Raw genomic sequence first — 24,240 nt, 5'->3', positions numbered from 1 at the left:
GCTCTTGGGACTCGTCCCCGGGCCTACAATTCCAACCTTGCGACGGCCTCTGTAACAGCGAGGGTACACAGCCAAGGTATTTACAAACAACCGTGAATGTAAGTATATTCCTTAGCATGCTACTTATCCACCCGGTACCCAATTTTTAACCTTCCATCTTTTCTTGTGCGTTTTTTTGCGCGCCTGACCCGAGGATTTTCATGCAATTCAAGCCAGCTGTTACCGCTCTGGTCACTGCCGTCGCCTTGGCATCGCTGCTCAGCGGATGCAAAAAGGAAGAAGCGGCACCGGCCGCTCCACCGCCTCAGGTCGGCGTTGTCACCCTGCAACCTCAAGCCTTCACCCTGACGTCCGAGCTGCCGGGCCGCACCAGCGCCTACCGCATCGCGGAAGTTCGCCCGCAGGTCAACGGCATCATTCTCAAACGTCTGTTCAAGGAAGGCGGCGACGTCAAGGCCGGCCAACAGCTGTATCAGATCGATCCAGCCGTCTATGAAGCCACGCTGAAAAGCGCCGAAGCCAACCTGCAACAGACCAAGTCGATCTCCGATCGCTACAAGCAACTGGTCAACGAACAGGCTGTGAGCCGTCAGGAATACGACACCGCACAGGCCAACCGCCTGCAATCGGAAGCCGCCCTGCAAAGCGCCCAGATCAATGTGCGCTACACCAAGGTCTATGCGCCACTGTCCGGTCGCATCGGTCGTTCCAGCGTGACCGAAGGCGCGCTGGTCACCAGTGGCCAGGCGGACGCCATGGCTGTGATCCAGCAACTCGACCCGATCTACGTCGACGTCACCCAGTCCTCGGTAGAGCTGCTTGAACTGCGCCGCGAACTGGAAAGCGGTCGCCTGCAAAAGGCCGGCGACAACTCGGCTGCGGTCAAGCTGACCCTCGAAGACGGCAGCCAGTACAAGCTCGACGGCAAGCTCGAATTCTCCGAAGTCTCGGTTGACCAGACCACCGGTTCCGTCACCCTGCGTGCGGTGTTCCCGAACCCTGATCACACCCTGTTGCCCGGCATGTTCGTTCACGCCCAGCTTCAGGCCGGCGTGAATGCAGCTGCCATCCTGGCGCCGCAACAAGGCGTGACCCGCGACCTGAAAGGCTCCCCGACCGCGCTGGTCGTCGGTGCGGACAACAAGGTCGAGCTGCGTCAGCTCAAGGCCAGCCGCACTGTCGGCAGCCAGTGGCTGATCGAGGACGGCCTGAAAGCCGGTGATCGCCTGATCACCGAAGGGCTGCAATTCGTCAAACCTGGCATTGAAGTCAAGGCCACTGAGGCAACTAACGTTGGCGCAAAGAACCCGGCCCCCGCACAGGCAGCTAACAAGGCTTCCAGCGGCAAAGGGGAGTAAACCATGTCGAAATTTTTTATCGACCGTCCGATTTTCGCCTGGGTAATTGCCCTGGTGATCATGCTGGTCGGGGCTCTATCGATCCTCAAGTTGCCGATCAACCAGTACCCGAGCATTGCGCCTCCGGCGATCGCCATTTCCGTGGCCTACCCGGGCGCTTCCGCGCAAACCGTGCAAGACACCGTGGTTCAGGTGATCGAGCAGCAGCTCAACGGTATCGACAACCTGCGTTATGTGTCCTCGGAAAGTAACTCCGACGGTACCATGACGATCACCGCGACCTTCGAGCAAGGCACCAACTCCGATACCGCGCAGGTTCAGGTCCAGAACAAACTGAACCTGGCCACCCCGCTGCTGCCGCAAGAAGTACAGCAGCAAGGTATCCGCGTGACCAAGGCCGTGAAGAACTTCCTGCTGGTGATCGGCGTGGTCTCGCGTGACGGCAGCATGACCAAGGACGACCTGTCCAACTACATCGTGTCCAACATGCAGGATCCGATCTCGCGGACAGCCGGCGTGGGCGACTTCCAGGTGTTCGGTTCCCAGTACGCCATGCGTATCTGGCTCGACCCGGCCAAGTTGAACAACTTCAACCTGACCCCGATCGACGTCAAAACCGCCATCGCCGCGCAAAACGTCCAGGTATCGTCCGGCCAGCTCGGCGGCCTGCCTGCCCTGCCCGGCACTCAGTTGAACGCGACAATCATCGGCAAGACCCGCCTGCAGACCGCTGAGCAATTCAACAGAATCCTGCTCAAGGTCAACAAGGACGGCTCCCAGGTTCGCTTGAAAGATGTCGCCGACGTCGGTCTGGGTGGCGAGAACTACAGCATCAACGCCCAGTTCAACGGCGCCCCGGCTTCCGGCCTGGCGGTGAAACTGGCCAACGGTGCCAACGCCCTCGACACCGCGAAAGCCCTGCGCAAGACCATCGACAGCCTCAAGCCGTTCTTCCCGCAAGGGATGGAAGTGGTGTTCCCGTACGACACCACGCCAGTGGTGACCGAGTCGATCAAGGGTGTGGTTGAAACCCTGGTCGAAGCAATCGTGCTGGTGTTCCTGGTGATGTTCCTGTTCCTGCAGAACTTCCGCGCCACCGTCATCACCACGATGACAGTCCCGGTGGTATTGCTGGGTACGTTCGGCATCCTCGCGGCGTTCGGTTTCAGCATCAACACCCTGACCATGTTCGGTATGGTGTTGGCCATCGGCTTGTTGGTGGACGATGCCATCGTCGTGGTGGAAAACGTCGAACGGGTCATGAGCGAAGAAGGCCTGTCACCCAAGGAAGCCACCAAGAAATCCATGGGGCAGATCCAGGGTGCGCTGGTCGGTATTGCCCTGGTGCTCTCGGCGGTACTGTTGCCGATGGCGTTCTTCGGCGGTTCCACGGGTGTGATCTACAAGCAGTTCTCGATCACCATCGTCTCCGCCATGGCCCTGTCGGTACTGGTCGCGCTGATCTTCACCCCGGCGCTCTGCGCCACCATGCTCAAAGCCATTCCCAAGGGCGAGCACGGCGTGCCGAAACGCGGTTTCTTCGGCTGGTTCAACCGCAACTTCGACCGTAGCGTGAAAAGCTACGAGCGTGGCGTCGGCAACATTCTGCGCAACAAGGCGCCGTACCTGCTGGCCTACGTGATCATCGTCGTCGGCATGATCTGGTTGTTCATGCGTATTCCATCCTCGTTCCTCCCGGAGGAAGACCAGGGCGTACTGTTTGCTCAAGTACAAACCCCGGCCGGCTCGACTGCCCAGCGCACTCAGGTCGTCGTGGACGAGATGCGTGAATTCCTGCTGCGCCCAAGCAAGGATGGCGGTGAAGGCGATGCGGTGAACTCGGTGTTTACCGTGACCGGCTTCAACTTCGCCGGCCGTGGCCAGAGTTCGGGTATGGCGTTCATCATGATGAGGCCGTGGCACGAACGTAACGCCGACAACAACGTGTTCAAGGTCGCGGCCCGTGCCCAACAGCACTTCTTCACCTTCCGTGACGCCATGGTGTTCGCGTTCGCACCGCCAGCGGTGCTGGAGCTGGGTAACGCCACCGGTTTCGACGTGTTCCTGCAAGACCGCGCCGGTATCGGTCACGAAAAGCTGATGGCTGCCCGTAACCAGTTCCTCGGCATGGCGGCGCAGAGCAAAGTGCTGGCGCAAGTGCGCCCGAACGGTCTGAACGACGAGCCGCAATTCCAGTTGGAAATCGACGATGAGAAGGCCAGTGCGCTGGGCGTTACCATCGCCGACATCAACAACACCCTGTCGATTGCCTTGGGCAGTAGCTATGTGAACGACTTCATCGACCGTGGTCGTGTGAAGAAGGTTTACGTGCAAGGCCAGCCCGGCGCGCGTATGAGCCCTGAAGACCTGAAGAAGTGGTACGTGCGCAACAGCACCGGGACCATGGTTCCCTTCACCGCGTTTGCCAAGGGTGAGTGGATTTACGGTTCGCCAAAACTGGCCCGTTACAACGGCGTAGAAGCGATGGAAATCCTCGGCTCCCCTGCCCCGGGTTATTCCACCGGTGAAGCCATGGCCGAAGTCGAGGCGCTTGCCCTGAAACTGCCGGCCGGTGTCGGTATTTCCTGGACCGGTCTGTCGTATGAAGAACGACTGGCGGGCTCCCAGGCGCCTGCGCTGTTCGCGCTGTCGATTCTGATGGTGTTCCTGTGCCTGGCGGCGTTGTATGAAAGCTGGTCGATTCCGATTGCCGTCGTGCTCGTGGTGCCACTGGGGATTATCGGTGCGTTGATGGCCACCAGCCTGCGGGGTCTGTCCAACGACGTGTACTTCCTCGTGGGTCTGTTGACCACCATCGGTCTGGCGGCGAAAAACGCCATTCTGATCGTCGAGTTCGCCAAGGATCTGCATGAACAGGGCAAGAGCTTGCAGGAGGCTGCCATCGAGGCTTGTCGCATGCGTTTGCGCCCGATCATCATGACCTCCCTGGCGTTCATTCTCGGCGTGGTGCCGCTGGCCATTTCCAGCGGCGCCGGCTCGGGCAGCCAACACGCCATCGGTACCGTGGTAATTGGCGGTATGATCACCGCCACCGTATTGGCGATCTTCTGGGTCCCGTTGTTCTTCGTCACCGTGTCGGCCATGGGTCAGCGAAAAATCGCCGATCAGGACGACGCTATTGAACCTTCTAAAGAGGCTGGCTAATGAGCAAGTCGCTACTCTCCATCGCAGTCGCGGCCTTCGTGCTGAGCGGCTGCTCGCTGATACCCGATTATCAGCAGCCTGAAGCACCGGTGGCCGCCCAGTTCCCGCAAGGCCCGGCGTATTCGCCGGCCCAGGCGCCGAGCCAGGCTGCCGCCGAACAGGGCTGGAAGCAGTTTTTCCATGACCCGGCACTGCAGCAGCTGATCCAGCTGTCCCTGGAAAACAACCGTGACCTGCGTGTCGCGGCGCTGAACATCGACGCGTTCGCGGCGCAGTACCGCATCTCGCGTGCCGACCTGTTCCCGGCGGTTTCGGCCAACGGTACCGGCAGTCGCCAGCGGGTTCCGGCTGACGCTTCACAGAGCGGTCAGGCAGGCATCACCAGTTCCTACTCGGCCACCGTCGGCATCAGCGCCTATGAACTCGACCTGTTTGGTCGGGTTCGCAGCCTGAACGAAGAAGCCCTGCAAAAGTACTTCGCCACCGAAGAAGGCCGTCGCAGCACGCAAATCAGCCTGGTGGCCAGCGTGGCGAATGCCTACCTGACCTGGCAGGCCGACAAAGAGCTGCGCAAGCTGACTCAGGACACCCTCGCTGCGTTCGAGGAGAGCTACAAGCTCACCGCGCGCAGCAACGAAGTGGGCGTAGCCTCGGCGCTGGACCTGGCGCAGTCGCGCACCTCGGTAGAAAACGCCCGTGCGCAACTGGCCCGTTACACGCGTCAGGTGGCCCAGGACGAAAACAGCCTGGTGCTGCTGCTCGGCACCGGCATCCCGGCCAATCTTCGAGAAGCCAGGCCGCTGTCTGACGATTTGCTGAGCGATGTACCGCCCGGCCTGCCGTCGGACCTGCTGCAACGTCGTCCGGACATTCTGCAAGCCGAATACAACCTGAAAGCGGCCAACGCCAACATCGGCGCGGCGCGCGCAGCGTTCTTCCCGAGCATCAGCCTCACCGCCAATGCCGGTACGTTGAGCCCTGACCTGTCCGGTCTGTTCAAGGGTGGTTCGGGCACGTGGTTGTTCCAGCCGCAGATCAACCTGCCGATCTTCAACGCCGGCAGCCTGCGCGCCAGCCTGGATTACTCGAAAATCCAGAAAGACATCGGCGTGGCGAACTACGAGAAGTCCATTCAGACGGCCTTCCAGGAAGTCGCCGACGGCCTGGCCGCCCGCCAGACCTACACCGAGCAGTTGCAGGCCCAGCGTGATTTCGTCACCGCCAACCAGGACTACTACCGTCTGGCGGAGCGTCGTTATCGCATTGGCGTCGACAGCAACCTGACCTTCCTCGATGCCCAGCGTCAGCTGTTCAGTGCGCAACAGGCGCTGATCACCGACCGCCTGGCGCAACTGACCAGCGCCGTGAATCTGTACAAGGCACTGGGCGGTGGCTGGAACGAGCAGACTGCGAAAGTCGAGCCGCTGAAAGAAGAAGCGCCGAAGCTGAAGTTGTTTTGATCGAGTTGCTGTAAACACGAAGCCCACCGTTTGGTGGGCTTTTTGTTGGCTGCTGGAAAAGTTGTGGTGTCTGTTACGGCCCCATCGCGAGCAGGCTCACTCCTACAGTTAACCGAGCTCTTGCAGAAGAAATGCGGTTCTTTGTGGGAGTGAGCCTGCTCGCGATGGGGCCGGCATGCCAACACACAATCCAAGGCAATCTCGGTTCGATAATCGCCCAAAACCCGCTTTTACCAATTGAACCATCCAGTTCATTCCCCGCACCATTCGCCACACAAAACCAATAACAACAGGTTCGACACCATGCCCCCGCGCCCCGCCCTGTCCGGCTGATCTCGCCCCGTTTCATTTGAATTCGAATCTTTTTGTCTGCAACCGGACGGTTGCGGCATCGCCCCGTTTCATCTCCAAGAATTAGAGAGACCGAGCCCATGACGCCTTCCACTTATTTCGTTCCCAGCCTGATCGCCCTCGCACTGGCCGGCGTCGCCCTGCCCGCCTCGGCCGAAGAGGCGGGTTTTGTCGAAGGGGCCAAGGTCAACCTGAACCTGCGCAACTTCTACATCAACCGCAACTTCACCAACCCGACCAAGGCACAAGGCAAGGCTGAAGAGTGGACGCAAAGTTTCATCCTCGACGCCAAATCCGGGTTCACCCAAGGCACCGTCGGCTTCGGCATGGATGTGCTGGGGCTGTACTCGGTAAAACTCGACGGCGGTAAAGGCACCGGCGGTACGCAGTTGCTGCCGCTGGACCACGATGGTCGCCCGGCGGACAACTTCGGTCGCACCAACGTGGCGTTCAAGGCCAAGCTGTCGCAGACCGAAGTGAAGGTCGGCGAATGGATGCCGGTGCTGCCGATCCTGCGTTCGGACGATGGGCGCTCGCTGCCACAAACCTTCCGTGGCGGTCAGATCACCTCAAAGGAAATCAACGGCCTGACGCTCTACGGCGGCCAGTTCCGCCAGAACAGCCCGCGTGACGACAGCAGCATGAACGACATGTCGATGACCGGCAAAGCGGCGTTCACCTCCGACCGCTTCAACTTCCAGGGCGGCGAATACCTGTTCAACGAGAAGCGCACCCAGATCGGCCTGTGGAACGCCGAACTCAAGGACATCTACAGCCAGCAATTCGTCAACCTGACCCACAGCCAACCCGTCGGCGACTGGACCCTGGGCGCCAACCTCGGTTTCTTCTACGGCAAGGAAGACGGCAGCGCCCGCGCCGGCGATCTGGACAACAAGACCTGGTCGGGAATGCTTTCCGCGAAGTACGGCGGCAACACCTTCTACGTCGGCCTGCAAAAACTCACCGGCGACAGCGCCTGGATGCGCGTCAACGGCACCAGCGGCGGCACCCTGGCCAACGACAGCTACAACTCCAGCTATGACAACGCGCGGGAAAAATCCTGGCAAGTACGTCACGACTACAACTTCGTCGCGCTCGGCGTACCGGGCCTGACCCTGATGAACCGCTACATCAGCGGCGAAAACGTACACACCGGCACCATCACCGACGGCAAGGAATGGGGCCGCGAGAGTGAACTGGGCTACACCGTGCAGAGCGGTGCGCTGAAAGACCTGAACGTCAAATGGCGCAACTCGACCATGCGCCGCGATTACAGCAACAACGAGTTCGACGAGAACCGGTTGATCATCAGCTACCCGATCAGTTTGTTGTAAGCCTCAGCGCCAGCGTTGACTCCTTGTGGGAAACGCTGGCGCTGACCACTGGTCGCGATGAACTGGCGAATTGCAGAACCGCAGATACAGTCATCAAGGCGTTCAAGTTCTCCAGCCTGATGTAGGAGCCCCCATTTTCTTCCGTTATCTCCGGATGCTGTACGCGAAGCTGCCATGACCACGGAGGTCAGGTATGAGCAAGCGAATAGTTATCGTCGGTGGCGGCGTCGGTGGAACCATGCTGGCCAATCAACTGGTCAACAAGCTGTATCCAGAAATCCTGCGCGGCGAAGTCCTGATTACCCTGCTGTCCAACTCCCCCGATCACTTCTACAAACCTGCGTTCATGTACGTGGCGTTCAACCTGTTTTTTCAGGAAGAACTCAAACGCCCGGAACGCTCATTGCTACGCCCGGAAATCACCTTCAACGTTGAAGAAGTGACGCGTTTCGATTTCCCTGGGCAACGCCTGAAGACGCGCAGCGGCAAAGTCTACGACTACGATTATCTGGTCATCGCCACCGGTTGCGTGCCCGCCCCGGAACGCATCGAAGGTTTGAAAGAAGGCGGCGACCACTTCTATCAATACGACCCGGCCCGGCAACTGGCGCAGAAGCTGAGCACCATCGAAAAAGGCCGGATCTTCATTACCGTGTCCTTCCCGCAAACGCCCAACGTGCCGCATCAATGCGGTATCGCGCCCGTCGAAACCACCTTGATGCTCGATGATTATTTGCGGCGTCGGGGTGTGCGAGACAAAGTGGAAATTATCTACACCTACCCGACAACCGCTCAGTTACTGCGTAACTGCCTGTTCCTGCAACGACCGACAGGGGAAATTCTGCCGAGTATTTTCGAGCAGAAAAACATCCGTTTTCAGCGTGGGTTCACCCTGGATCGTGTCGATCCCGACAGCAAAATCGCCTACTCCGCAGAAGGCGACGCGCAGTCCTACGACATCCTGATGGCAACGCCGCCGATCCGCGCCGTGGATGCCGTGCTCGAGTCCGGAGCGTCACAAGCGCCCAATAACGAAGGCTGGCTGCCCACCAATCATGAAACCCTGAAAGTCTACGACCTGGAAAACGTCTACGTGATCGGCGACACCGTCGATCTACCGGTGAGCAAGGCCGGTGGCGCATGCCATAACCAGGCACCGGTGATCGCCAACAACATTACCGCTGAAATCCGCCTCGGTGGTCCCATCGATGTCTACGACGGACGGGTTCAGGCCGTCGCACAAATGGGCCTCTGTGCCGGCATGCCGCTTTGGTACAACTACGCGTGCGACGTTCTGCCAACTCCACCGACCAAACTCGGTGGCCTGCTCAGACACGGCTTCAATCATGGCCTGTACTGGTTGGTTGCCCGGGGCATGCTGTGACGGGCTCAGGGAGGAAAATGCAATGACAAACCTGACAGATGAAACCCTCGCCATCGGCACGGCCGACAGGTCGGAGGGGCTCAAGGCCTTGATGGCAAAACTGCAACCACTGATCGATGGCGGGCGACTGGATAACCTTGTCGATCTGCTCTCGTTGACCTCGGACATGGTCGACCTGCTGGACGCGGCCATGGTGGAAAAACTGGCGCGGTTGCTCGAAAACGCTACCGCAACCACCTGGACTTTAAGTAACGCCGTGCGCATGGCCCACGCCGAAGTCGCCGCCGCCCCGGAACCACCGGGGGTCTACGCCTTGATCAAACTGCTGAACGAGCCGGACACGCGCAAAGGTGTGGCTGTTGTCCTGAAAACCCTGAACGTCATCGGAAGACAACTGTAACCGCCAGAGAGGACCACCTCATGAGCGTCAAACTTGATAAGGCAGGGAGCGCCTGCACGCACTGGGACGCCAAGGCGTACCAGCAGTTTTCGCGTCTCAGGCAACGACCGGTCAATGAATTGCTCGGTCGTGTCGAACTCAAATCACCCCAACGCATTTATGACCTGGGGTGCGGCACCGGCATCGCCACGCAACTGTTGGCCAAGCGTTGGCCTCGCGCGCAGTTGCAGGGCATCGACAGCTCCGGACAAATGCTCGACGAAGCCCGCCTTCTGCCCATCAAGGCGCTGTGGAAACAGTGTGACCTGCTCGACTGGCAGCCCGAACAGCCAGCAGACCTGCTGTTCGCCGCCGCCGTTTTGCACTTCATCAAGGATCACCATCAACTGCTGCCGCGACTGCTCAGGCAGCTCAACCCAGGCGGTTGCCTGGCAGCGCACATGCCCGACTGGCGGGATGCCTTGTGGTATCGGTTGGTGCTCGACACGCTGGAAGACGCGGGGGCGTGCGGCCAACCGTTAGGCACGGCGCAACTGCGCGAGGCCATGGCCGCACGAACACTCATGTCGCTGGAAGATTACTACCGCTTGCTCGCCCCGATCACCGAAACCCTGGACATCTGGGAGACCGAGCAATTGCAGGTGGTCTGCGGCCAATCGCCGATCTATGACTGGGTCAAGGTCTCGGCGCTGCGACCAGTGATGCAGGGACTCAAGCCCGACGAACAGGCACGCTTCATCTACCACTACCTGATGCGCATACACGCGCATTACCCGCCGGAGAGCGACGGGCGAACGCTGTTTCCGTTCAAACGCATATTCATCGTCGCGACCGTCTGAATACAGTCCAGATCCACCCGGCAACACAAATCCTGTAGGAGCCGGCTTGCTGGCGATAGGATCGACGCGATCCGCCTGACAAACCGCGTCGTCCAAATCGCCAGCAAGCCGGCTCCTACAGGTTTGTGGCGTTTGGTCTATTCCCGGGACTCGACGCCCAACTCATCCCAAACCGACTCGGCCAAATGAAACGTCGCATTCGCCGCCGGGATGCCGCAGTAGATGGCGCTCTGCATGATCACTTCCTTGATCTCGCCACGGGTCACGCCATTGTTGGCGGCGGCACGCAGGTGCAGTTTGAGTTCGCCCTCCCGGTTCATGCCGATCAACATGGCGATGGTGATCAGGCTGCGGGTATGGCGCGGCAGGCCAGGACGGGTCCAGATGTCGCCCCACGCGTGGCGGGTGATCATCTCCTGAAACTCCGAATTGAACTCGGTCAGCGCGTTCAGGCTGCGGTCGACATGGGCGTCGCCGAGGACTGCGCGACGGACGTTCATGCCCTCGTCGTAACGTTGTTTCTCGTCCACGGATTTTCCCCTCAATGGCCCAGCAAAAAAGCGAGAACGCGATCACTGAACGCATCGCCGGCCTGCACGTTGGACAGGTGCGCCGCGTAGAACTCGGCGTACTCGGCACCTGCCACATGTTCCTGGATGAAGTGCCCACCGGACGGCGGCGTCACCGCGTCTTCGGTGCCGGCGATCACCAGCAGCGGCACTTTGATCGAGGACAGCTGATCACGGAAATCGGCATCGCGCACGGCAGCGCAATTGGCTGCGTAACCTTGCGGCGAAGTGGCCGCGAGCATGTCGGTAATCCGTTTCGCCGCCGCCGGATTGGCCTCGGAAAAGTCCGGGGTAAACCAGCGCGCGATCGATGCATCGCGCAGCGCAACCATGGCCGCCGCGCCGTCACGCAGCACGGTCTCGATGCGCGGGTTCCAGATCGACGGGTCGCCGATTTTCGCGGCGGTGTTGCACACCACCAGTTTGTTCAATCGATCACCGGCATTGATGCCCAGCCACTGGCCGATCAAGCCGCCCATCGACAAACCGCAGAAATGTGCCTTCTCAATGTGCAACGCATCCAGCAGCGCCAGCACGTCTCGGCCCAGTTGCTCGATGCTGTAAGGCCCCGGCGTGACCAGGGATTTGCCGTGGCCACGGGTATCAAAACGCAGCACCCGGAAATGCTCGGTGAACGCGGCAATTTGCGCGTCCCACATGTGCAGGTCGGTGCCCAGCGAGTTGGACAGCACCAGCACCGGTGCATCGTCCGGTCCATCGAGTTGCGGCCCTTCAATTTGGTAATGCAGTTCGCCCTCGGCGAGTTGTACGAAAGCCACAGCAGTCTCCTTCAGGCACTTAACGCAGAATGTTCAGCCACCGCTCGCTCGACCCAGGTACGGGCCTGTCCGAGGTAGTGAGCGGGGTCCAGCAGATGATCGAGTTCAGCGGCCGAGAGTTCGGCGGTCACGTGCGGCTCGTCGCCCAGCACCGTGCGCAAATGCCGTTGCTCGGCCACGGCGCGCTTGCAGCACTGCTCCAGTAAATGATGCGCGGTGTCGCGGCCGACCCGTTGCGCGAGAACGATGCTCACCGCTTCGGCCAGCACCAGGCCTTGGGTCAGGTCGAGGTTGCGGGCCATGCGTTCGGCGTCCACTTCCAGTCCGTCTGCCACCAGCAATGCCTGCTTGAGGCTGCCGGACACCAGGCAGCAAATCTCCGGCAGGGTTTCCCACTCGGCATGCCACAGGCCGAGGCTGCGCTCGTGCTCTTGCGGCATCGCACTGAACAGGGTCGAGAGCAGACCGGGAACCCGTGTTGCAGCGCCGATCAGCACGGCGGCGCCCACCGGGTTGCGTTTGTGCGGCATGGTCGACGAACCGCCCTTGCCCGGCGCCGAGGGCTCGAACACTTCGCCTGCTTCGGTTTGCATCAACAAGCTGATGTCGCGACCGAGCTTGCCGAGGCTGCCGGCGATCAATCCCAGCACCGAACCGAACTCCACCAAGCGGTCGCGTTGCGTGTGCCACGGTTGGTCGGGCAACGTCAGGTGCAGCTCCGTGGCCAGCGCGTCGGCAATCGGCAGCGCTTGCGCACCGAGGGCCGCGAGGGTCCCGGAGGCGCCGCCGAATTGCAGCACCAGCAGGCGCGGTTTGAGTTCTTGCAGGCGTTGACGGCTGCGGGTGACGGCGCCCAGCCATCCGGCGATCTTCATGCCCAAGGTGACCGGCGTTGCGTGCTGCAACCAGGTGCGACCGGCCAACGGCGTGGCGACATAACGCTGGGCTTGCGTTGAAAGGGTTTCGCCCAGTTGCGCCAGATCGCTCTCAATCAGTTCCAGCGCCCGGCGCAATTGCAGCACCAGGCCGGTGTCCATCACGTCCTGGCTGGTGGCGCCCAGATGCACATAGCGCTCGGCTTCGGCATCGGTGGTCGCGATCTGTTTGCCCAACGCTTTCACCAGCGGAATCGCCGAATTACCGGCCGTGGCAATCGCCTCGCCGAGGGCGGCGAAATCGTAATGCCCGGCGCGGCAAGCCGCTTCGATAGGCGCCACCGCCGTCTGCGGAATCAACCCGACATGCGCCTCGGCGCGGGCCAGCGCCGCTTCGAAATCGAGCATGGCCTGAACCCGGCCCTGATCGCAAAACACCTCGCGCATATCGCGCGCAGTGAAATAGGCATCGAACAATTGATTGCCCGGTCGCTGGTTCATAAACAGTCCCTGGAGGCGCGGGCCGCTTGGGCCCGCGGGTGTGGATCAAAGGTCGTTTTCTAGATACTTCGCATGTTTGGGCAGACGCAGGCTGAACAGGAACGCTATCGCCATCATCAACGTCACGTACCAGTAGAAGGAGTTTTCCATGCCGACCGCTTTGAGGCTCAAGGCTACATACTCCGCTGAGCCACCGAATATTGCATTCGCCACCGCGTAAGCCAGGCCAACACCCAATGCACGCACCTCAGGCGGGAACATTTCGGCTTTTACCAGACCGCTGATCGAGGTGTAGAAACTGACAATCGCCAGCGCCAGGGTAATTAGCACGAAGGCCAGGAACGGACTGGTGACGCTTTTCAGGCTGAGCAGAATCGGCACGGTGCACAGCGTGCCGAGTGCGCCAAACCACAGCATCGAGTTCCGGCGGCCGATCTTGTCCGAGAGCATGCCGAAGATCGGCTGCATGCACATATAAAGGAACAGCGCGCCGGTCATGATGTAGCTGGCGGTCTTGGCATGCATGCCGGCGGTGTTCACCAGATACTTCTGCATGTACGTGGTGAAGGTGTAGAAAATCAGCGAGCCGCCTGCGGTGTAACCGAGCACGGTAATGAACGCGGCCTTATGGTCGCGGAACAGCGCGCGAATGCTGCCGGCGTCCTTGTTCTCGCGCATTTCCTTGCTGGTGGTTTCTTTCAGCGAGCGACGCAGGTACAGCGAAACCAATGCCGCCATGGCACCGACCACGAACGGAATCCGCCAGCCGTAGGCACGCAGGTCATCCTCGGTGAGGAACTGTTGCAGCACCACCACCAGCGACACCGCCAGCAGTTGCCCGCCGATCAGCGTGACGTACTGGAACGAGGCGAAGAAGCCGCGTTGGCCCTTGAGGGCCACTTCGCTCATGTAGGTGGCGGTGGTGCCGTATTCGCCGCCCACCGACAGGCCCTGGAGCAAACGGGCGAACAGCAGCATGATCGGCGCCCAGACGCCGATGTCCTTGTAGGTCGGCAGACAGGCGATGAGCAACGAACCGAAGCACATCATCAGAATCGATATCAGCATCGAATTCTTGCGCCCGTGCTTGTCCGCGACGCGACCGAAAATCCAGCCGCCAATCGGGCGCATCAGGAACCCGGCGGCAAACACGCCCGCGGTGTTGACCAGCTGCACCGTCGGGTTATCGGACGGGAAAAAGGCAGGGGCGAAATAGATCGCGCAAAAGGCGTAGACGTAGAAGTCGAACCATTCGACGAGGTTGCCGGACGAGGCGCCGACAATCGCGAAGATCCGTTTGCTGCGCTCTTCGCCGGTGTATAGCGCGGTTGAAGCGATTGGCGTTGTCATTGTTTTTCACTCAATGGGGACAGTGAGAGTCTAGACACACTTTGCAACAGTCCCGTTCCACACAAGCAATACAGATCCCCCTGTAGGAGCTGGCTTGCCAGCGATGAACGCAAGAGCGACGCGGATAACCCATGAATACGCGTCATCGTTAACGACCATCGCCAGCAAGCTGGCTCCTACAGGGATTTGTGGTGTTATCAATAATCGAAGAACACCGTCTCCGCATCCGTGCCTTGCAGAATCACATTCCACTGATAAACACCGGTCGCATCCTGCTTCGCCAGCAAGGTATTGCGGCGTTCGGCTGGCACGCACTCCAACAACGGATCCGCGACGTTGGCCGGCTCGCCATCAAAGTAAATCCGCGTCAGCAAGTGCTTCACCAGCCCGCGGGCAAACACCAGCACCACCAGGTGTGGCGCCTGGGTCGAACCTTTCAGGCCTTCCACCGTGCCCGGCTTGATCGTGGTGAAGCGGAAGCGCCCTTCGGCATCCACCGGGATCCGGCCAAAGCCTTCGAAGTTCGGGTCCAGCGGTTTGGCCTGATCGTCTTCGGGATGGTCGTACTTGCCGGCGGCGTTGGCCTGCCAGACTTCCAGCATCGCATCGTTGACGATGTCACCGTTGCCATCGATGACTTGCCCGGTGATCGCCACGCGCTCGCCCAGGGTTTGTTCGACGGTCAGGTTTTCGCGGTTCAGCCAGGTCAGGCCGATGTGGTAATACGGCCCGACGGTGTGGGACGTGGTCGCAGTCAGCGTCATCTTATTTCTCCATCGGCGTGGCGTCGCGGCCGCGCAATACGATGTCCCAGCGGTAACCGAGGGCATAGGAAGGGATGGTTTTTTCCAGGTCGAAACTGGCGATCAAGCGCTCTTTGGCGCTGGTATCGGGCACGCAGTTGTAGATCGGGTCGTACGCCAGCAACGGGTCGCCGGGGAAATACATCTGCGTGACGAGGCGCGTCAGGATGCTCGGCCCGAACAGCGAAAAATGGATGTGCGCCGGACGCCAGGCATTGTGGTGGTTGCCCCACGGGTAAGCGCCGGGCTTGATGGTCTGGAATTGATACCAGCCATCGGCGTCGGTCACGGTGCGGCCGGTGCCGGTGAAGTTCGGGTCCAGTGGCGCGTCGTGCAGGTCACGGGCATGGTTGTAGCGACCGGCGGCGTTGGCCTGCCAGATCTCCACCAGAATCCCCGGCACCGGCAGACCGTTTTCATCCAGTACGCGGCCGTGAATGATGATGCGCTCGCCCAGCGGCTCGCCCTTGTGCTGGGCGGTCAGGTCATTGTCATTCTCGTTGACGCGTTCGGCGCCGACGGTCGGACCGGTAATTTCCGACAACGAATGAGGCAAAAACACCAACGGCTTCGACGGTGAGCGCAAGTTAGTGGATTGATAAGTCGGGTGCAGGTACTCCGGCTGGGTGCCTTCCTGCGGGCGACGGTAACCAGGCTTGTCAGTCATTTCGCTTTCCTCAGTTCTTATTGTCACTGCTGTGGGTCAGACCCGTTCGATGGCCAAGGCCAGACCCTGGCCAACGCCGACGCACATGGTCGCCAGACCTTTCTTGCCACCGGTTTTTTCCAGCTGATGCAACGCCGTCAACACCAGGCGCGCACCGCTCATGCCCAGCGGATGGCCCAGGGCAATGGCGCCACCGTTGGGGTTGACCTGCGCCGCGTCGTCCGCCAGACCCAGTTCACGCAACACCGCCAAGCCTTGGCTGGCGAAGGCTTCGTTGAGTTCGATCACATCGAAATCGCTGACCGCCAGGCCGAAGCGTTCGGTCAGCTTGCGCACCGCCGGCACCGGGCCAATGCCCATGACACGCGGTGCGACACCGGCGCTGGACATGCCCAGCACTTTGGCGCGAGCGGTCAAACCGTGTTTCTTCACCGCTTCGGCCGAGGCCAGAATCAGTGCCGCCGCGCCGTCGTTCACACCCGACGCATTGCCGGCGGTGACGGTTTTGTCGGGACCGTTGACCGGTTTCAGTTTGGCCAGGGTTTCCAGCGTAGTGTCGGCGCGAGGATGTTCGTCCTGGCTGACGACGGTTTCACCCTTCTTGTGGGCAATCCGCACTTCGACGATTTCTTCCGCGAAAAATCCTGCAGCTTGCGCGGCGGCTGTCCGCTGCTGACTGCGCAGGGCAAACGCGTCCTGATCCTCACGGGACACTTCATAATCGTCCGCCACGTTATCGGCGGTCTGCGGCATCGCATCGACACCGTATTGCGCTTTCATCAACGGGTTGATGAAACGCCAGCCGATGGTGGTGTCTTCCAGCTTCATGTTGCGCGAGAACGCCGCATCGGCCTTGCCCATCACGAACGGTGCGCGGGACATCGACTCGACGCCGCCGGCAATCGCCAGTTCCATTTCACCGCTGGCGATGGCGCGGAACGCGGTGCCGATGGCATCCATGCCCGAAGCGCAGAGGCGATTGAGGGTCACGCCCGGAATGGTTTCCGGCAGGCCCGCCAACAGCAGCGCCATGCGCGCCACGTTGCGATTGTCTTCACCGGCCTGGTTGGCGCAGCCGAGGAACACTTCGTCCACGGCGTTCCAGTCCACCGACGGGTTGCGCTCCATCAAGGCCTTGATCGGCACGGCAGCCAGGTCGTCGGCGCGAACCGCCGACAGGCCACCGCCGAAACGGCCGATGGGGGTGCGAATCGCGTCGCAGATATAAACGTCACGCATCACGCTTCTCCGGGTGCTTGGCCGTGGGCGGCAGCGGTGCGGGCTTCCAGATCCCTGAGTGCCTTGAGTTCAACCTCGGTCGGCTCGGCGGTGTGCTCAACAGTGTCGGCGAAACGAATCGCCCAACCGGTGGCCGCAACCACTTGCTCGCGGGTCACGCCAGGGTGCAACGCCGTGACCACGAATTCATGGGTGCCCGCTTCCGGTTCCATGATGCACAGGTCGGTAATGATGCCGACCGGACCGGCGCCCGGCAGACCCAGACGCTTGCGCGAATCGCCGCCCTCGCCATGGCCGACCGAGGTGATGAAGTCGAGCTTGTCGACGAAGGAACGCGACGACTGTTTAAGGATGATCAACACGCTTTTGGCCGAACCGGCGATTTCCGGCGCGCCACCGGCGCCCGGCAGACGCACTTTCGGTGCGTGATAATCGCCGACTACCGTGGTGTTGATGTTGCCGAAGCGGTCCACTTGCGCGGCACCGAGAAAACCGACGTCGATGCGCCCGCCCTGCAACCAGTAGCGAAAAATCTCACCGGTCGGGACGACGGTGTCAGCGGTTTCCGCCAGTTCACCGTCACCAATCGACAGCGGCAATACACTCGGCTTGGCACCGATCGGACCCGATTCATAGATCAGGACCACGTCCGGCGAGGACGTCAGCCGCGCCAGATTGGCCGCTTTCGACGGCAGGCCGATTCCAACGAAGCACACCGAACCGTTCTTCAGTCGGCGAGCGGCGGCAACGGTCATCATTTCATTGGTGGTGTAAGTCATTACTTCGCCTCCGAAGCAGCGGCCAGCTTGGCCTGGAACTCGCTGAAGTCAGCGCAGCCATGGATGTACTCGTTGATCCACGCGGTGAAGGTTTCACGATCGCGGGCAATCGGGTCCCAGGCCTGGTAGAAACGGTTGTCACGCTCGTTGTAGCCGTGGGCGTAGGACGGATGCGCACCGCCGGGAACATGGCAGACAGCGCTCAACGCCCAGGTCGGCAGCACGCAGGAGTTCATCGGTGCGTTGAGGTCGTCGACGATTTCTTCGACGGTGACGATGCAACGCTTGGCGGCGAGTGCGGCTTCTTTTTGCACACCTAGGATGCCCCAGAGCAGCACGTTGCCTTTACGGTCGGCTTTCTGCGCGTGGATCACGGTGATGTCCGGACGCACCGAAGGCACAGCGGCCAACACTTCGCCGGTGAACGGGCAGGTAACGGATTTGATCAGCGGGTTGACCTTCGGCAGGTCGGAACCGGCGTAGGCACGCAGCACCGCGAACGGCAGGCCGGAGGCACCAGCGACGTAGGCGTTCGCCAGGTCGGCGTGGCTGTGTTCTTCGATTTCCAGCGGGTGCGGCCACTGCTTCTCGACCGCATCACGCAGACGGTGCAGCGAACCCACGCCCGGGTTGCCGCCCCAGGAGAAAATCAGCTTGCGAGCACAACCGGCGCCGATCAATTGGTCGTAGATCAGGTCAGGCGTCATCCGTACCAGCGTCAGATCTTTCTTGCCCTGACGAATGATTTCATGACCCGCCGCCGTAGGGATCAGGTGAGTGAAGCCTTCGAGCGCAACGGTATCGCCGTCGTTAACGAATTGCTTCACCGCGTCGTGCAGCGAAAGGATTTCAGCCATGGGGCAGGCTCCCGTTTTGTTATGAACCGACAGTGGTAGAAAAAGGCGCGATGCGCGCGCCGGAATGACTAGAGAGTAAGCCCCATAAAAACGCCAAACAATCCGATAATCGACTGAGTGTTCGTTTATCGAACAGATTGTTGTCTCGCTACCGACCTCAAAAGCTTCGCGGGCAAGCCTCGCTCCTACAGGTTCAGTGACTACCTGTAGGAGCGAGGCTTGCCCGCGAAGAGGCCATCAAACTCACTGAAGATTCTGAAACCCGGACTCAGGTCGCATCCGCATGACTGACCATGCCTTTGATCACCACCGCCGTCGTCGCCAACGCCGCCGGAATCACCAGCGCCGTCAGCACTTGTTCAAAGTTCCAGCCCAACCCCAGCAACGTCGCGCCCATCCACGCCCCGAGGATCGCGCCAAAGCGACCAACCCCGAGCATCCACGACACGCCCGTCGCCCGCCCTTGAGTCGGATAAAACCGCGCCGCCAAAGAAGGCATCGCCGATTGCGCGCCGTTGACACACATCCCCGCCACCAGCACCAGGGTTGCCAACAGCGTGATGTTGCCCAGGCTCTGCCCTACCGCGTAGGCAAACACCCCGGCCAGCAAGTAGAAAGTGCCGATGACTTTGTGCGGATTGAACCGGTCCATCGCCCAACCCACACCCACGGCGCTCAACACGCCGCCGAACTGGAACAGCGCACCGATAAACGCCGCTTGCTCCATGCTCGCGCCGCTGTCACGCATCAACGTCGGCAGCCAACTGGTCAGCAGGTAAACGATCACCAGGCCCATGAAGTAGGTCAGCCACAACAGCAAGGTGCCGGTGCTGTAAGTGCCGGAGAAGATCACCGCAAACACGTTGCGCGCCTTCACGGTTTTCTGTTCCGGCACACTGAAGCTGGATGCCTGAGCGACAACGCTCGGATCGATCGGCGCCAGCGCCTTGCGTACCTTGTCGGTGCCGCGATTGCGCACAACCAGGTAACGCGCCGATTCCGGCAGCCAGAGCAGCAAAACGACGGTGAGGATCAGCGGCAGAATTCCGCCGATCAGCAACAGGCTGTGCCAGCCGAACGCCGGAATCAGCTTGGCCGAAATAAACCCGCCACCGGCCATGCCGAGGTTGAAGCCGCAAAACATGCTGGTTACCAGCAGGGATTTTTTGCGCTCCGGGGTGTATTCCGACAGCAACGTCGTGGCGTTCGGCATACCGGCGCCCAGGCCCAGGCCGGTCAGGAAGCGCAGCACCAGCAATTGATCGACATTGGTGCTGTAAGCCGACGCCAGGCTGAAGGCGCCGAACAACAACACGGCGCCCACCAGTACGACTTTTCGCCCGAAGCGGTCAGCCAACGGGCCGGAACCCAGTGCGCCGAAGACCATGCCGATCAACGCCGCACTCATCACCGGGCCGAGGCTGGCGCGATCGATGCCCCAGTCCTGGGACAGTGCCGGCGCGATGAAGCCCATCGCGGCGGTGTCGAGGCCATCGAGGAAGACAATCAGGAAACACAGGATCACCACTCGCCACTGGTAGCGCGAAATGGGTTGAGCATTGATGAAGGACTGCACGTCGAGGCAGTTTCCTACAGCAGACTGAGGCTGGTTCATTATTTTTATTCCACGCAAGAACGCAGTCGGACAGGTGCCAGCCTAGGCTGGCGCTGCCGCGACATTAGTGATCCTGGGGAAAGTGCGTCAATTCGTTAAACGCGAGTCTGGGCGATTACCGAACAGCTTAGGCAAACAGCTGGGCGCTGAGGTTGCGGCTGGCCGCCAGCAGACCCGGCAGGAACCGTTGCTCCAGCTCGTTGCGGCTGACCCGGCCGGCGTGCGTGCTGACGTTGAGCGCCGCCACCACTTGCCCGGAAGCGTCGTACACCGGAACGGCAATTGAGCGCAGGCCTTGTTCCAGTTCCTGATCGACGATGCACCAACCTTGTTGCCGTACTTCCTGCAGGCACTCGAGCAACGCTTCGGGGGTATGCAGAGTGCGACTGGTCTTGGCTTGCAGGTCGGCATGATCGAGGTATTCGCGCAGCGACGTGTCGTCCAGTGCCGCGAGAAGAATCCTGCCCATGGAAGTGCAATAGGCGGGCAGGCGTCCGCCCACCGACAGGTCCACCGAGATCAGACGCTGAGTGGTCGCCGAGCGGGCGATGTACAAAATGTCGTCGCCTTCCAGTGTGGCCATGTTGCAGGCCTCATGAAGTTGCTCGCTCATGCGGTCGAGGTAAGGCTGGGCCGACACCGCCAGCGGGGTCGAGGACAGATAGGCATGGCCGAGGGTCAGCACTTTGGGCAGCAGCGAATAGGTGCGACCGTCGGTGGTGGCGTAGCCGAGTTTGATCAGGGTGTGCAGGCAACGTCGCACAGCGGCGCGGGGAATTTCCGTGCGGTGACTGATCTGGGCGATGGTCAAATGCCGTTTGCGCTCCTGGAACGCTTGCACCACGGCCAGGCCACGGGCCAGGGACGTCATGAAATCCGGGTCGCCGGTCAGGGCCTGGATCCGCTTGGCGGGCGACGCGACTATCGGCGGCGCTACTGAAGCGAAGGAATTGCGCATTTGCTCGTTCATATCAGGTCCTTTTCCCACACGGATCGGCGAAGGCTATTACATGCGGCCCCGGGTTCGGCGCACAAGCCACAGGCAGCCAAGATCGGGCGATTATCGAACGGCCGACCGATAATCGCAATCAGCCCTATGGACGCGACAGTCGCTGTGCAGATTTCGGCTCGCGCCCTCTATTATATGTTTTACCTTTGCTTGAACCCGCCGTTAAAGCACCTCATGTATTCTTTAACTTGTTCGGCTTAATGACGCCAGAAAGACATCACTGCTAAGTGACCGCAAAACTTTCAAGTAACAAAACAATCACACATTGCCATTCATTTTTAACTCCTTGACGATAGTGTTCTGCAAATCGACCGCTATAATGCAACTCAGTGACCCCTCGGTTTTTACTTGCCGATTGCGTCACCCGGCAGCACGATGTTCCATCGCGGCTGCCCGCAGCAAGTGCCTGTCGTTCATTTCATATGCTCCGCCAGCGCGCTCGCTGAAACAGGAAACTGATGCTACGTCAGCCGTTTTGCTCTGGTGCCGTGGCCGCCTGCAACATGGAAGTATTGATTGCCGTGTCGTAAAACGATGCCTTTGCGGGCATTGTCCTTTCGGCGAGCGTGGTCAATGCATTTGCTGCAGCGCGATTTACCAGAATTAATCTCAACCCATACAGGTAGCACTGTGACGAAAGACGAACTGCGCGCGGAACTTGAGCGCCAGGAACAACGTTACAAGGAAGTTTACGGCGGGGAAGTCACCACCTACGCCGCTCAGCCCGAACCGGAACGCAAACCCTGGCGTAAACGCGCCACCGTTCAGGATCAGGCTTTTTCCCAGGAATTGCAGAAGATGGAAAAGGAACTCAAAGCCGAAGAGCCATGATTGCTCCGGCCTGATTCCTTTCAAGGGCCCGCGCCTGCCCCCGTTAAAAGCGGGAAGCAATGATGTTGCCATTCGCGGCCGCTACGAGCGGGCAGCGGCCTCCTCATCCATCTGATGAGGCAAATGGCTCATGTCTGGCCCTCTTCTCAGATATTTCACACAAGCGTTCAAGCCTCTCACTTACAGGAGAGAAACCCTTGTGCCTGCGGGCTTTCCAAAGAAATTCAACGACTTGCAAAACCCGGTAAAAACCCGGCGCCTGGGCTATTTCCGCAAACTAATTCGTTGAAGAATGTTACCGATGAGCAGCTAGTGCATCGATTAGCAGTCTTTTCTGGCATAATCGCGCCCCCTTATGACCGGGTCAGAAAACCTTCATGATCGATTTATTCAGCGGACTGGATGCTTGGGTGCTTGTGAGCCTCTTGCTCGCCCTCGCCTTTGTCCTCGCCTTCGAGTTCATCAACGGCTTTCATGACACTGCAAACGCGGTGGCCACTGTTATCTACACCAAAGCCATGCCGCCTCATCTGGCCGTGTTCTTTTCCGGTGTGTTCAACTTTCTTGGCGTGCTGCTGGGCGGTGTCGGCGTGGCGTATGCCATCGTCCACCTGCTGCCGGTAGAACTGCTGATCAATGTGAACACCGGTCACGGGCTGGCCATGGTGTTCTCGTTGCTCGCCGCCGCCATCACCTGGAACCTGGGCACCTGGTACTTCGGTATCCCGGCCTCCAGCTCCCACACGCTGATCGGTTCGATCCTCGGGGTCGGCCTGGCCAACGCCCTGATCAACGACATTCCGTTGGCCGATGGCGTGAACTGGCAGAAGGCGATCGATATCGGTGCCTCCCTGGTGTTCTCGCCAATGGCCGGCTTCCTGGTCGCCGCGCTGATTCTGATCGGCCTTAAATGGTGGCGTCCGCTGTCGAAGATGCACAAGACGCCGGAACAGCGCCGCAAGATCGACGACAAGAAGCATCCGCCGTTCTGGAACCGCCTGGTGCTGGTGATCTCGGCCATGGCCGTGAGCTTCGTGCACGGTTCCAACGATGGTCAGAAAGGTATCGGCCTGATCATGCTGGTGCTGATCGGTATCGTGCCGGCGCAGTTCGTGCTCGACCTGGGCAGCACCACGTACCAGATCGAACGGACTCGCGATGCGACCCTGCACCTGAGCCAGTTCTACAAACGCAATGCCGATACGCTGGGCGAGTTCCTGGCACTGGGCAAAAGCGTGGAAGGCGATCTGCCGGAGAAATTCCGTTGCAACCCGAAACAGACCGAACCGACCATTTCCGCCCTGCTCGACACCCTTAAAGGTGTGGCCGATTACCACTCGTTGTCGGCGGAAAGCCGCATCGAAGTGCGTCGCTACCTGCTCTGCCTGGACGACACGGCCAAGAAAGTCAGCAAACTGCCAAGCCTCGCGGCCCGTGAAAAGGCTGACCTGGACAAGCTGCGCAAAGACCTGACAACCACCACCGAATACGCTCCGTTCTGGGTAATCCTGGCGGTCGCACTGGCTCTGGGCCTCGGTACCATGGTTGGCTGGAAACGCGTGGTACTGACCATCGGCGAGAAGATCGGCAAGCAAGGCATGACTTACTCCCAGGGCATGTCGGCACAGATCACGACGGCGAGCCTGATCGGCATGGCGAACATCTTCAGCCTGCCGGTGTCCACCACCCACGTGCTGTCTTCTGGCGTGGCCGGCACCATGGTCGCCAACAAAAGCGGCCTGCAGGGCGGCACCGTCAAAACCATCCTGCTGGCCTGGGTCCTGACCCTGCCGGCAACCGTGGGCCTGTCGGCCGGCCTGTTCTGGCTGGCGTCGAAGGCACTGGCCAGCTGATACATCGCTGCAACGAAAAAGGCGCGTTCCGTGAGGTTCGCGCCTTTTTTTATCGCTGCGTTTTAGTGAGCACCACGAAGCACGCGAGCTGGAGGGCGGTGTTGGATGGGGTACATATCCATTTCTGGGGTAACGGCCGCTATGGGTTTCGCCCTTACGGCGAGTCACTTGGAAGAGCCCCAAGTAACCAAGGGCTCTTGCCCCTTTCGTTCGGTGCCTCGC

At 60.4% G+C, this 24,240-nt stretch carries 20 protein-coding genes; 9 read left to right on the top strand and 11 right to left on the bottom strand.

Annotated features, from left to right (window positions below):
• Positions 1–200 precede the first annotated feature (200 nt).
• The 7 genes from emhA to PMI32_RS24100 all read left to right on the top strand — a co-directional run bounded on the left by emhA (position 201) and on the right by PMI32_RS24100 (position 10,291).
• A complete protein-coding gene (emhA, locus tag PMI32_RS24070; RefSeq protein WP_008025666.1) occupies positions 201–1,358 on the top strand; it encodes an efflux RND transporter periplasmic adaptor subunit EmhA in 1,158 nt (385 codons plus the stop codon).
• Positions 1,359–1,361: 3 nt separating this feature from the next.
• Positions 1,362–4,523 (top strand): efflux RND transporter permease subunit EmhB, encoded by a 3,162-nt coding sequence (gene emhB / locus PMI32_RS24075; RefSeq protein ID WP_008025664.1) that lies wholly within the window; start codon positions 1,362–1,364, stop codon positions 4,521–4,523.
• The gene (gene emhC / locus PMI32_RS24080; protein WP_008025662.1) at positions 4,523–5,983 is read left to right on the top strand and encodes an efflux RND transporter outer membrane subunit EmhC; all 1,461 of its coding nucleotides are present in this window, start codon (positions 4,523–4,525) and stop codon (positions 5,981–5,983) included. The genes emhB and emhC overlap by 1 nt, the downstream gene beginning before the upstream one ends.
• Positions 5,984–6,414: 431 nt before the next feature.
• Positions 6,415–7,668: an OprD family porin gene (locus PMI32_RS24085; RefSeq protein ID WP_008025660.1), complete on the top strand. Its 1,254-nt coding sequence runs from the start codon at positions 6,415–6,417 to the stop codon at positions 7,666–7,668.
• 193 nt (positions 7,669–7,861) lie between these two features.
• The gene (locus PMI32_RS24090; protein WP_008025659.1) at positions 7,862–9,052 is read left to right on the top strand and encodes an NAD(P)/FAD-dependent oxidoreductase; all 1,191 of its coding nucleotides are present in this window, start codon (positions 7,862–7,864) and stop codon (positions 9,050–9,052) included.
• Between the two features lie 22 nt (positions 9,053–9,074).
• Positions 9,075–9,452 (top strand): DUF1641 domain-containing protein, encoded by a 378-nt coding sequence (locus PMI32_RS24095; RefSeq protein ID WP_008025656.1) that lies wholly within the window; start codon positions 9,075–9,077, stop codon positions 9,450–9,452.
• Positions 9,453–9,472: 20 nt separating this feature from the next.
• Positions 9,473–10,291 carry a methyltransferase domain-containing protein gene (locus PMI32_RS24100; RefSeq protein WP_008025655.1) on the top strand — a complete coding sequence of 273 codons (819 nt, stop codon included), beginning with the start codon at positions 9,473–9,475 and terminating at the stop codon, positions 10,289–10,291.
• Positions 10,292–10,428: 137 nt separating this feature from the next.
• Here PMI32_RS24100 and pcaC read toward each other — a convergent pair whose 3' ends face one another.
• The 11 genes from pcaC to pcaR all read right to left on the bottom strand — a co-directional run bounded on the left by pcaC (position 10,429) and on the right by pcaR (position 21,295).
• The gene (gene pcaC / locus PMI32_RS24105; protein ID WP_008025653.1) at positions 10,429–10,821 is read right to left on the bottom strand and encodes a 4-carboxymuconolactone decarboxylase; all 393 of its coding nucleotides are present in this window, start codon (positions 10,819–10,821) and stop codon (positions 10,429–10,431) included.
• 11 nt (positions 10,822–10,832) lie between these two features.
• The gene (pcaD, locus tag PMI32_RS24110) at positions 10,833–11,639 is read right to left on the bottom strand and encodes a 3-oxoadipate enol-lactonase (protein ID WP_008025651.1); all 807 of its coding nucleotides are present in this window, start codon (positions 11,637–11,639) and stop codon (positions 10,833–10,835) included.
• An 11-nt stretch (positions 11,640–11,650) separates the two neighbouring features.
• Positions 11,651–13,015 (bottom strand): 3-carboxy-cis,cis-muconate cycloisomerase, encoded by a 1,365-nt coding sequence (locus PMI32_RS24115; protein WP_008025649.1) that lies wholly within the window; start codon positions 13,013–13,015, stop codon positions 11,651–11,653.
• Between the two features lie 45 nt (positions 13,016–13,060).
• Positions 13,061–14,365 carry an MFS family transporter gene (locus tag PMI32_RS24120; RefSeq protein ID WP_008025647.1) on the bottom strand — a complete coding sequence of 435 codons (1,305 nt, stop codon included), beginning with the start codon at positions 14,363–14,365 and terminating at the stop codon, positions 13,061–13,063.
• Positions 14,366–14,562: 197 nt separating this feature from the next.
• The gene (gene pcaG, locus PMI32_RS24125) at positions 14,563–15,129 is read right to left on the bottom strand and encodes a protocatechuate 3,4-dioxygenase subunit alpha (RefSeq protein ID WP_008025646.1); all 567 of its coding nucleotides are present in this window, start codon (positions 15,127–15,129) and stop codon (positions 14,563–14,565) included.
• Between the two features lies 1 nt (position 15,130).
• Entirely contained in the window at positions 15,131–15,835 is a 705-nt protein-coding gene (gene pcaH, locus PMI32_RS24130) for a protocatechuate 3,4-dioxygenase subunit beta (protein ID WP_008025644.1), read from the bottom strand.
• Between the two features lie 36 nt (positions 15,836–15,871).
• Positions 15,872–17,077 carry a 3-oxoadipyl-CoA thiolase gene (gene pcaF / locus PMI32_RS24135; protein WP_177318873.1) on the bottom strand — a complete coding sequence of 402 codons (1,206 nt, stop codon included), beginning with the start codon at positions 17,075–17,077 and terminating at the stop codon, positions 15,872–15,874.
• A complete protein-coding gene (locus PMI32_RS24140; RefSeq protein ID WP_008025640.1) occupies positions 17,074–17,853 on the bottom strand; it encodes a CoA-transferase subunit beta in 780 nt (259 codons plus the stop codon). The genes pcaF and PMI32_RS24140 overlap by 4 nt, the downstream gene beginning before the upstream one ends.
• Positions 17,853–18,710 carry a CoA transferase subunit A gene (locus PMI32_RS24145; RefSeq protein WP_008025638.1) on the bottom strand — a complete coding sequence of 286 codons (858 nt, stop codon included), beginning with the start codon at positions 18,708–18,710 and terminating at the stop codon, positions 17,853–17,855. Before PMI32_RS24145 ends, PMI32_RS24140 begins: the two co-directional genes overlap by 1 nt.
• A gap of 268 nt (positions 18,711–18,978) precedes the next feature.
• Positions 18,979–20,325 (bottom strand): 4-hydroxybenzoate transporter PcaK, encoded by a 1,347-nt coding sequence (pcaK, locus tag PMI32_RS24150; RefSeq protein WP_008025637.1) that lies wholly within the window; start codon positions 20,323–20,325, stop codon positions 18,979–18,981.
• Between the two features lie 127 nt (positions 20,326–20,452).
• The gene (gene pcaR / locus PMI32_RS24155; protein WP_008025635.1) at positions 20,453–21,295 is read right to left on the bottom strand and encodes a pca regulon transcriptional regulator PcaR; all 843 of its coding nucleotides are present in this window, start codon (positions 21,293–21,295) and stop codon (positions 20,453–20,455) included.
• 669 nt (positions 21,296–21,964) lie between these two features.
• On the opposite strand from pcaR, the gene PMI32_RS0128670 reads away from it, so the two are divergent.
• The gene (locus PMI32_RS0128670; RefSeq protein ID WP_007903846.1) at positions 21,965–22,165 is read left to right on the top strand and encodes a hypothetical protein; all 201 of its coding nucleotides are present in this window, start codon (positions 21,965–21,967) and stop codon (positions 22,163–22,165) included.
• Between the two features lie 377 nt (positions 22,166–22,542).
• Positions 22,543–24,018 carry an inorganic phosphate transporter gene (locus tag PMI32_RS24160; protein ID WP_008025627.1) on the top strand — a complete coding sequence of 492 codons (1,476 nt, stop codon included), beginning with the start codon at positions 22,543–22,545 and terminating at the stop codon, positions 24,016–24,018.
• Positions 24,019–24,240: the final 222 nt, after the last annotated feature.

Source organism: Pseudomonas sp. GM60, from assembly GCF_000282415.1.
Taxonomy (GTDB): Bacteria; Pseudomonadota; Gammaproteobacteria; order Pseudomonadales; family Pseudomonadaceae; genus Aquipseudomonas; species Aquipseudomonas migulae.
The sequence above is the reverse complement of the archived record's forward strand: the minus strand, read 5'-3'. Positions and strand labels throughout refer to the sequence as shown.

What these genes read in the sequence shown, in the direction of transcription:
- emhA (WP_008025666.1), top strand. Translation starts at nt 201, where the DNA reads ATGCAATTCAAGCCAGCTGTTACCGCTCTGGTCACTGCCGTCGCCTTG.
- emhB (WP_008025664.1), top strand. Translation starts at nt 1,362, where the DNA reads ATGTCGAAATTTTTTATCGACCGTCCGATTTTCGCCTGGGTAATTGCC.
- emhC (WP_008025662.1), top strand. Translation starts at nt 4,523, where the DNA reads ATGAGCAAGTCGCTACTCTCCATCGCAGTCGCGGCCTTCGTGCTGAGC.
- PMI32_RS24085 (WP_008025660.1), top strand. Translation starts at nt 6,415, where the DNA reads ATGACGCCTTCCACTTATTTCGTTCCCAGCCTGATCGCCCTCGCACTG.
- PMI32_RS24090 (WP_008025659.1), top strand. Translation starts at nt 7,862, where the DNA reads ATGAGCAAGCGAATAGTTATCGTCGGTGGCGGCGTCGGTGGAACCATG.
- PMI32_RS24095 (WP_008025656.1), top strand. Translation starts at nt 9,075, where the DNA reads ATGACAAACCTGACAGATGAAACCCTCGCCATCGGCACGGCCGACAGG.
- PMI32_RS24100 (WP_008025655.1), top strand. Translation starts at nt 9,473, where the DNA reads ATGAGCGTCAAACTTGATAAGGCAGGGAGCGCCTGCACGCACTGGGAC.
- PMI32_RS24115 (WP_008025649.1), bottom strand. Translation starts at nt 13,015, where the DNA reads ATGAACCAGCGACCGGGCAATCAATTGTTCGATGCCTATTTCACTGCG.
- PMI32_RS24120 (WP_008025647.1), bottom strand. Translation starts at nt 14,365, where the DNA reads ATGACAACGCCAATCGCTTCAACCGCGCTATACACCGGCGAAGAGCGC.
- pcaG (WP_008025646.1), bottom strand. Translation starts at nt 15,129, where the DNA reads ATGACGCTGACTGCGACCACGTCCCACACCGTCGGGCCGTATTACCAC.
- pcaH (WP_008025644.1), bottom strand. Translation starts at nt 15,835, where the DNA reads ATGACTGACAAGCCTGGTTACCGTCGCCCGCAGGAAGGCACCCAGCCG.
- PMI32_RS24140 (WP_008025640.1), bottom strand. Translation starts at nt 17,853, where the DNA reads ATGACTTACACCACCAATGAAATGATGACCGTTGCCGCCGCTCGCCGA.
- PMI32_RS24145 (WP_008025638.1), bottom strand. Translation starts at nt 18,710, where the DNA reads ATGGCTGAAATCCTTTCGCTGCACGACGCGGTGAAGCAATTCGTTAAC.
- pcaK (WP_008025637.1), bottom strand. Translation starts at nt 20,325, where the DNA reads ATGAACCAGCCTCAGTCTGCTGTAGGAAACTGCCTCGACGTGCAGTCC.
- pcaR (WP_008025635.1), bottom strand. Translation starts at nt 21,295, where the DNA reads ATGAACGAGCAAATGCGCAATTCCTTCGCTTCAGTAGCGCCGCCGATA.
- PMI32_RS24160 (WP_008025627.1), top strand. Translation starts at nt 22,543, where the DNA reads ATGATCGATTTATTCAGCGGACTGGATGCTTGGGTGCTTGTGAGCCTC.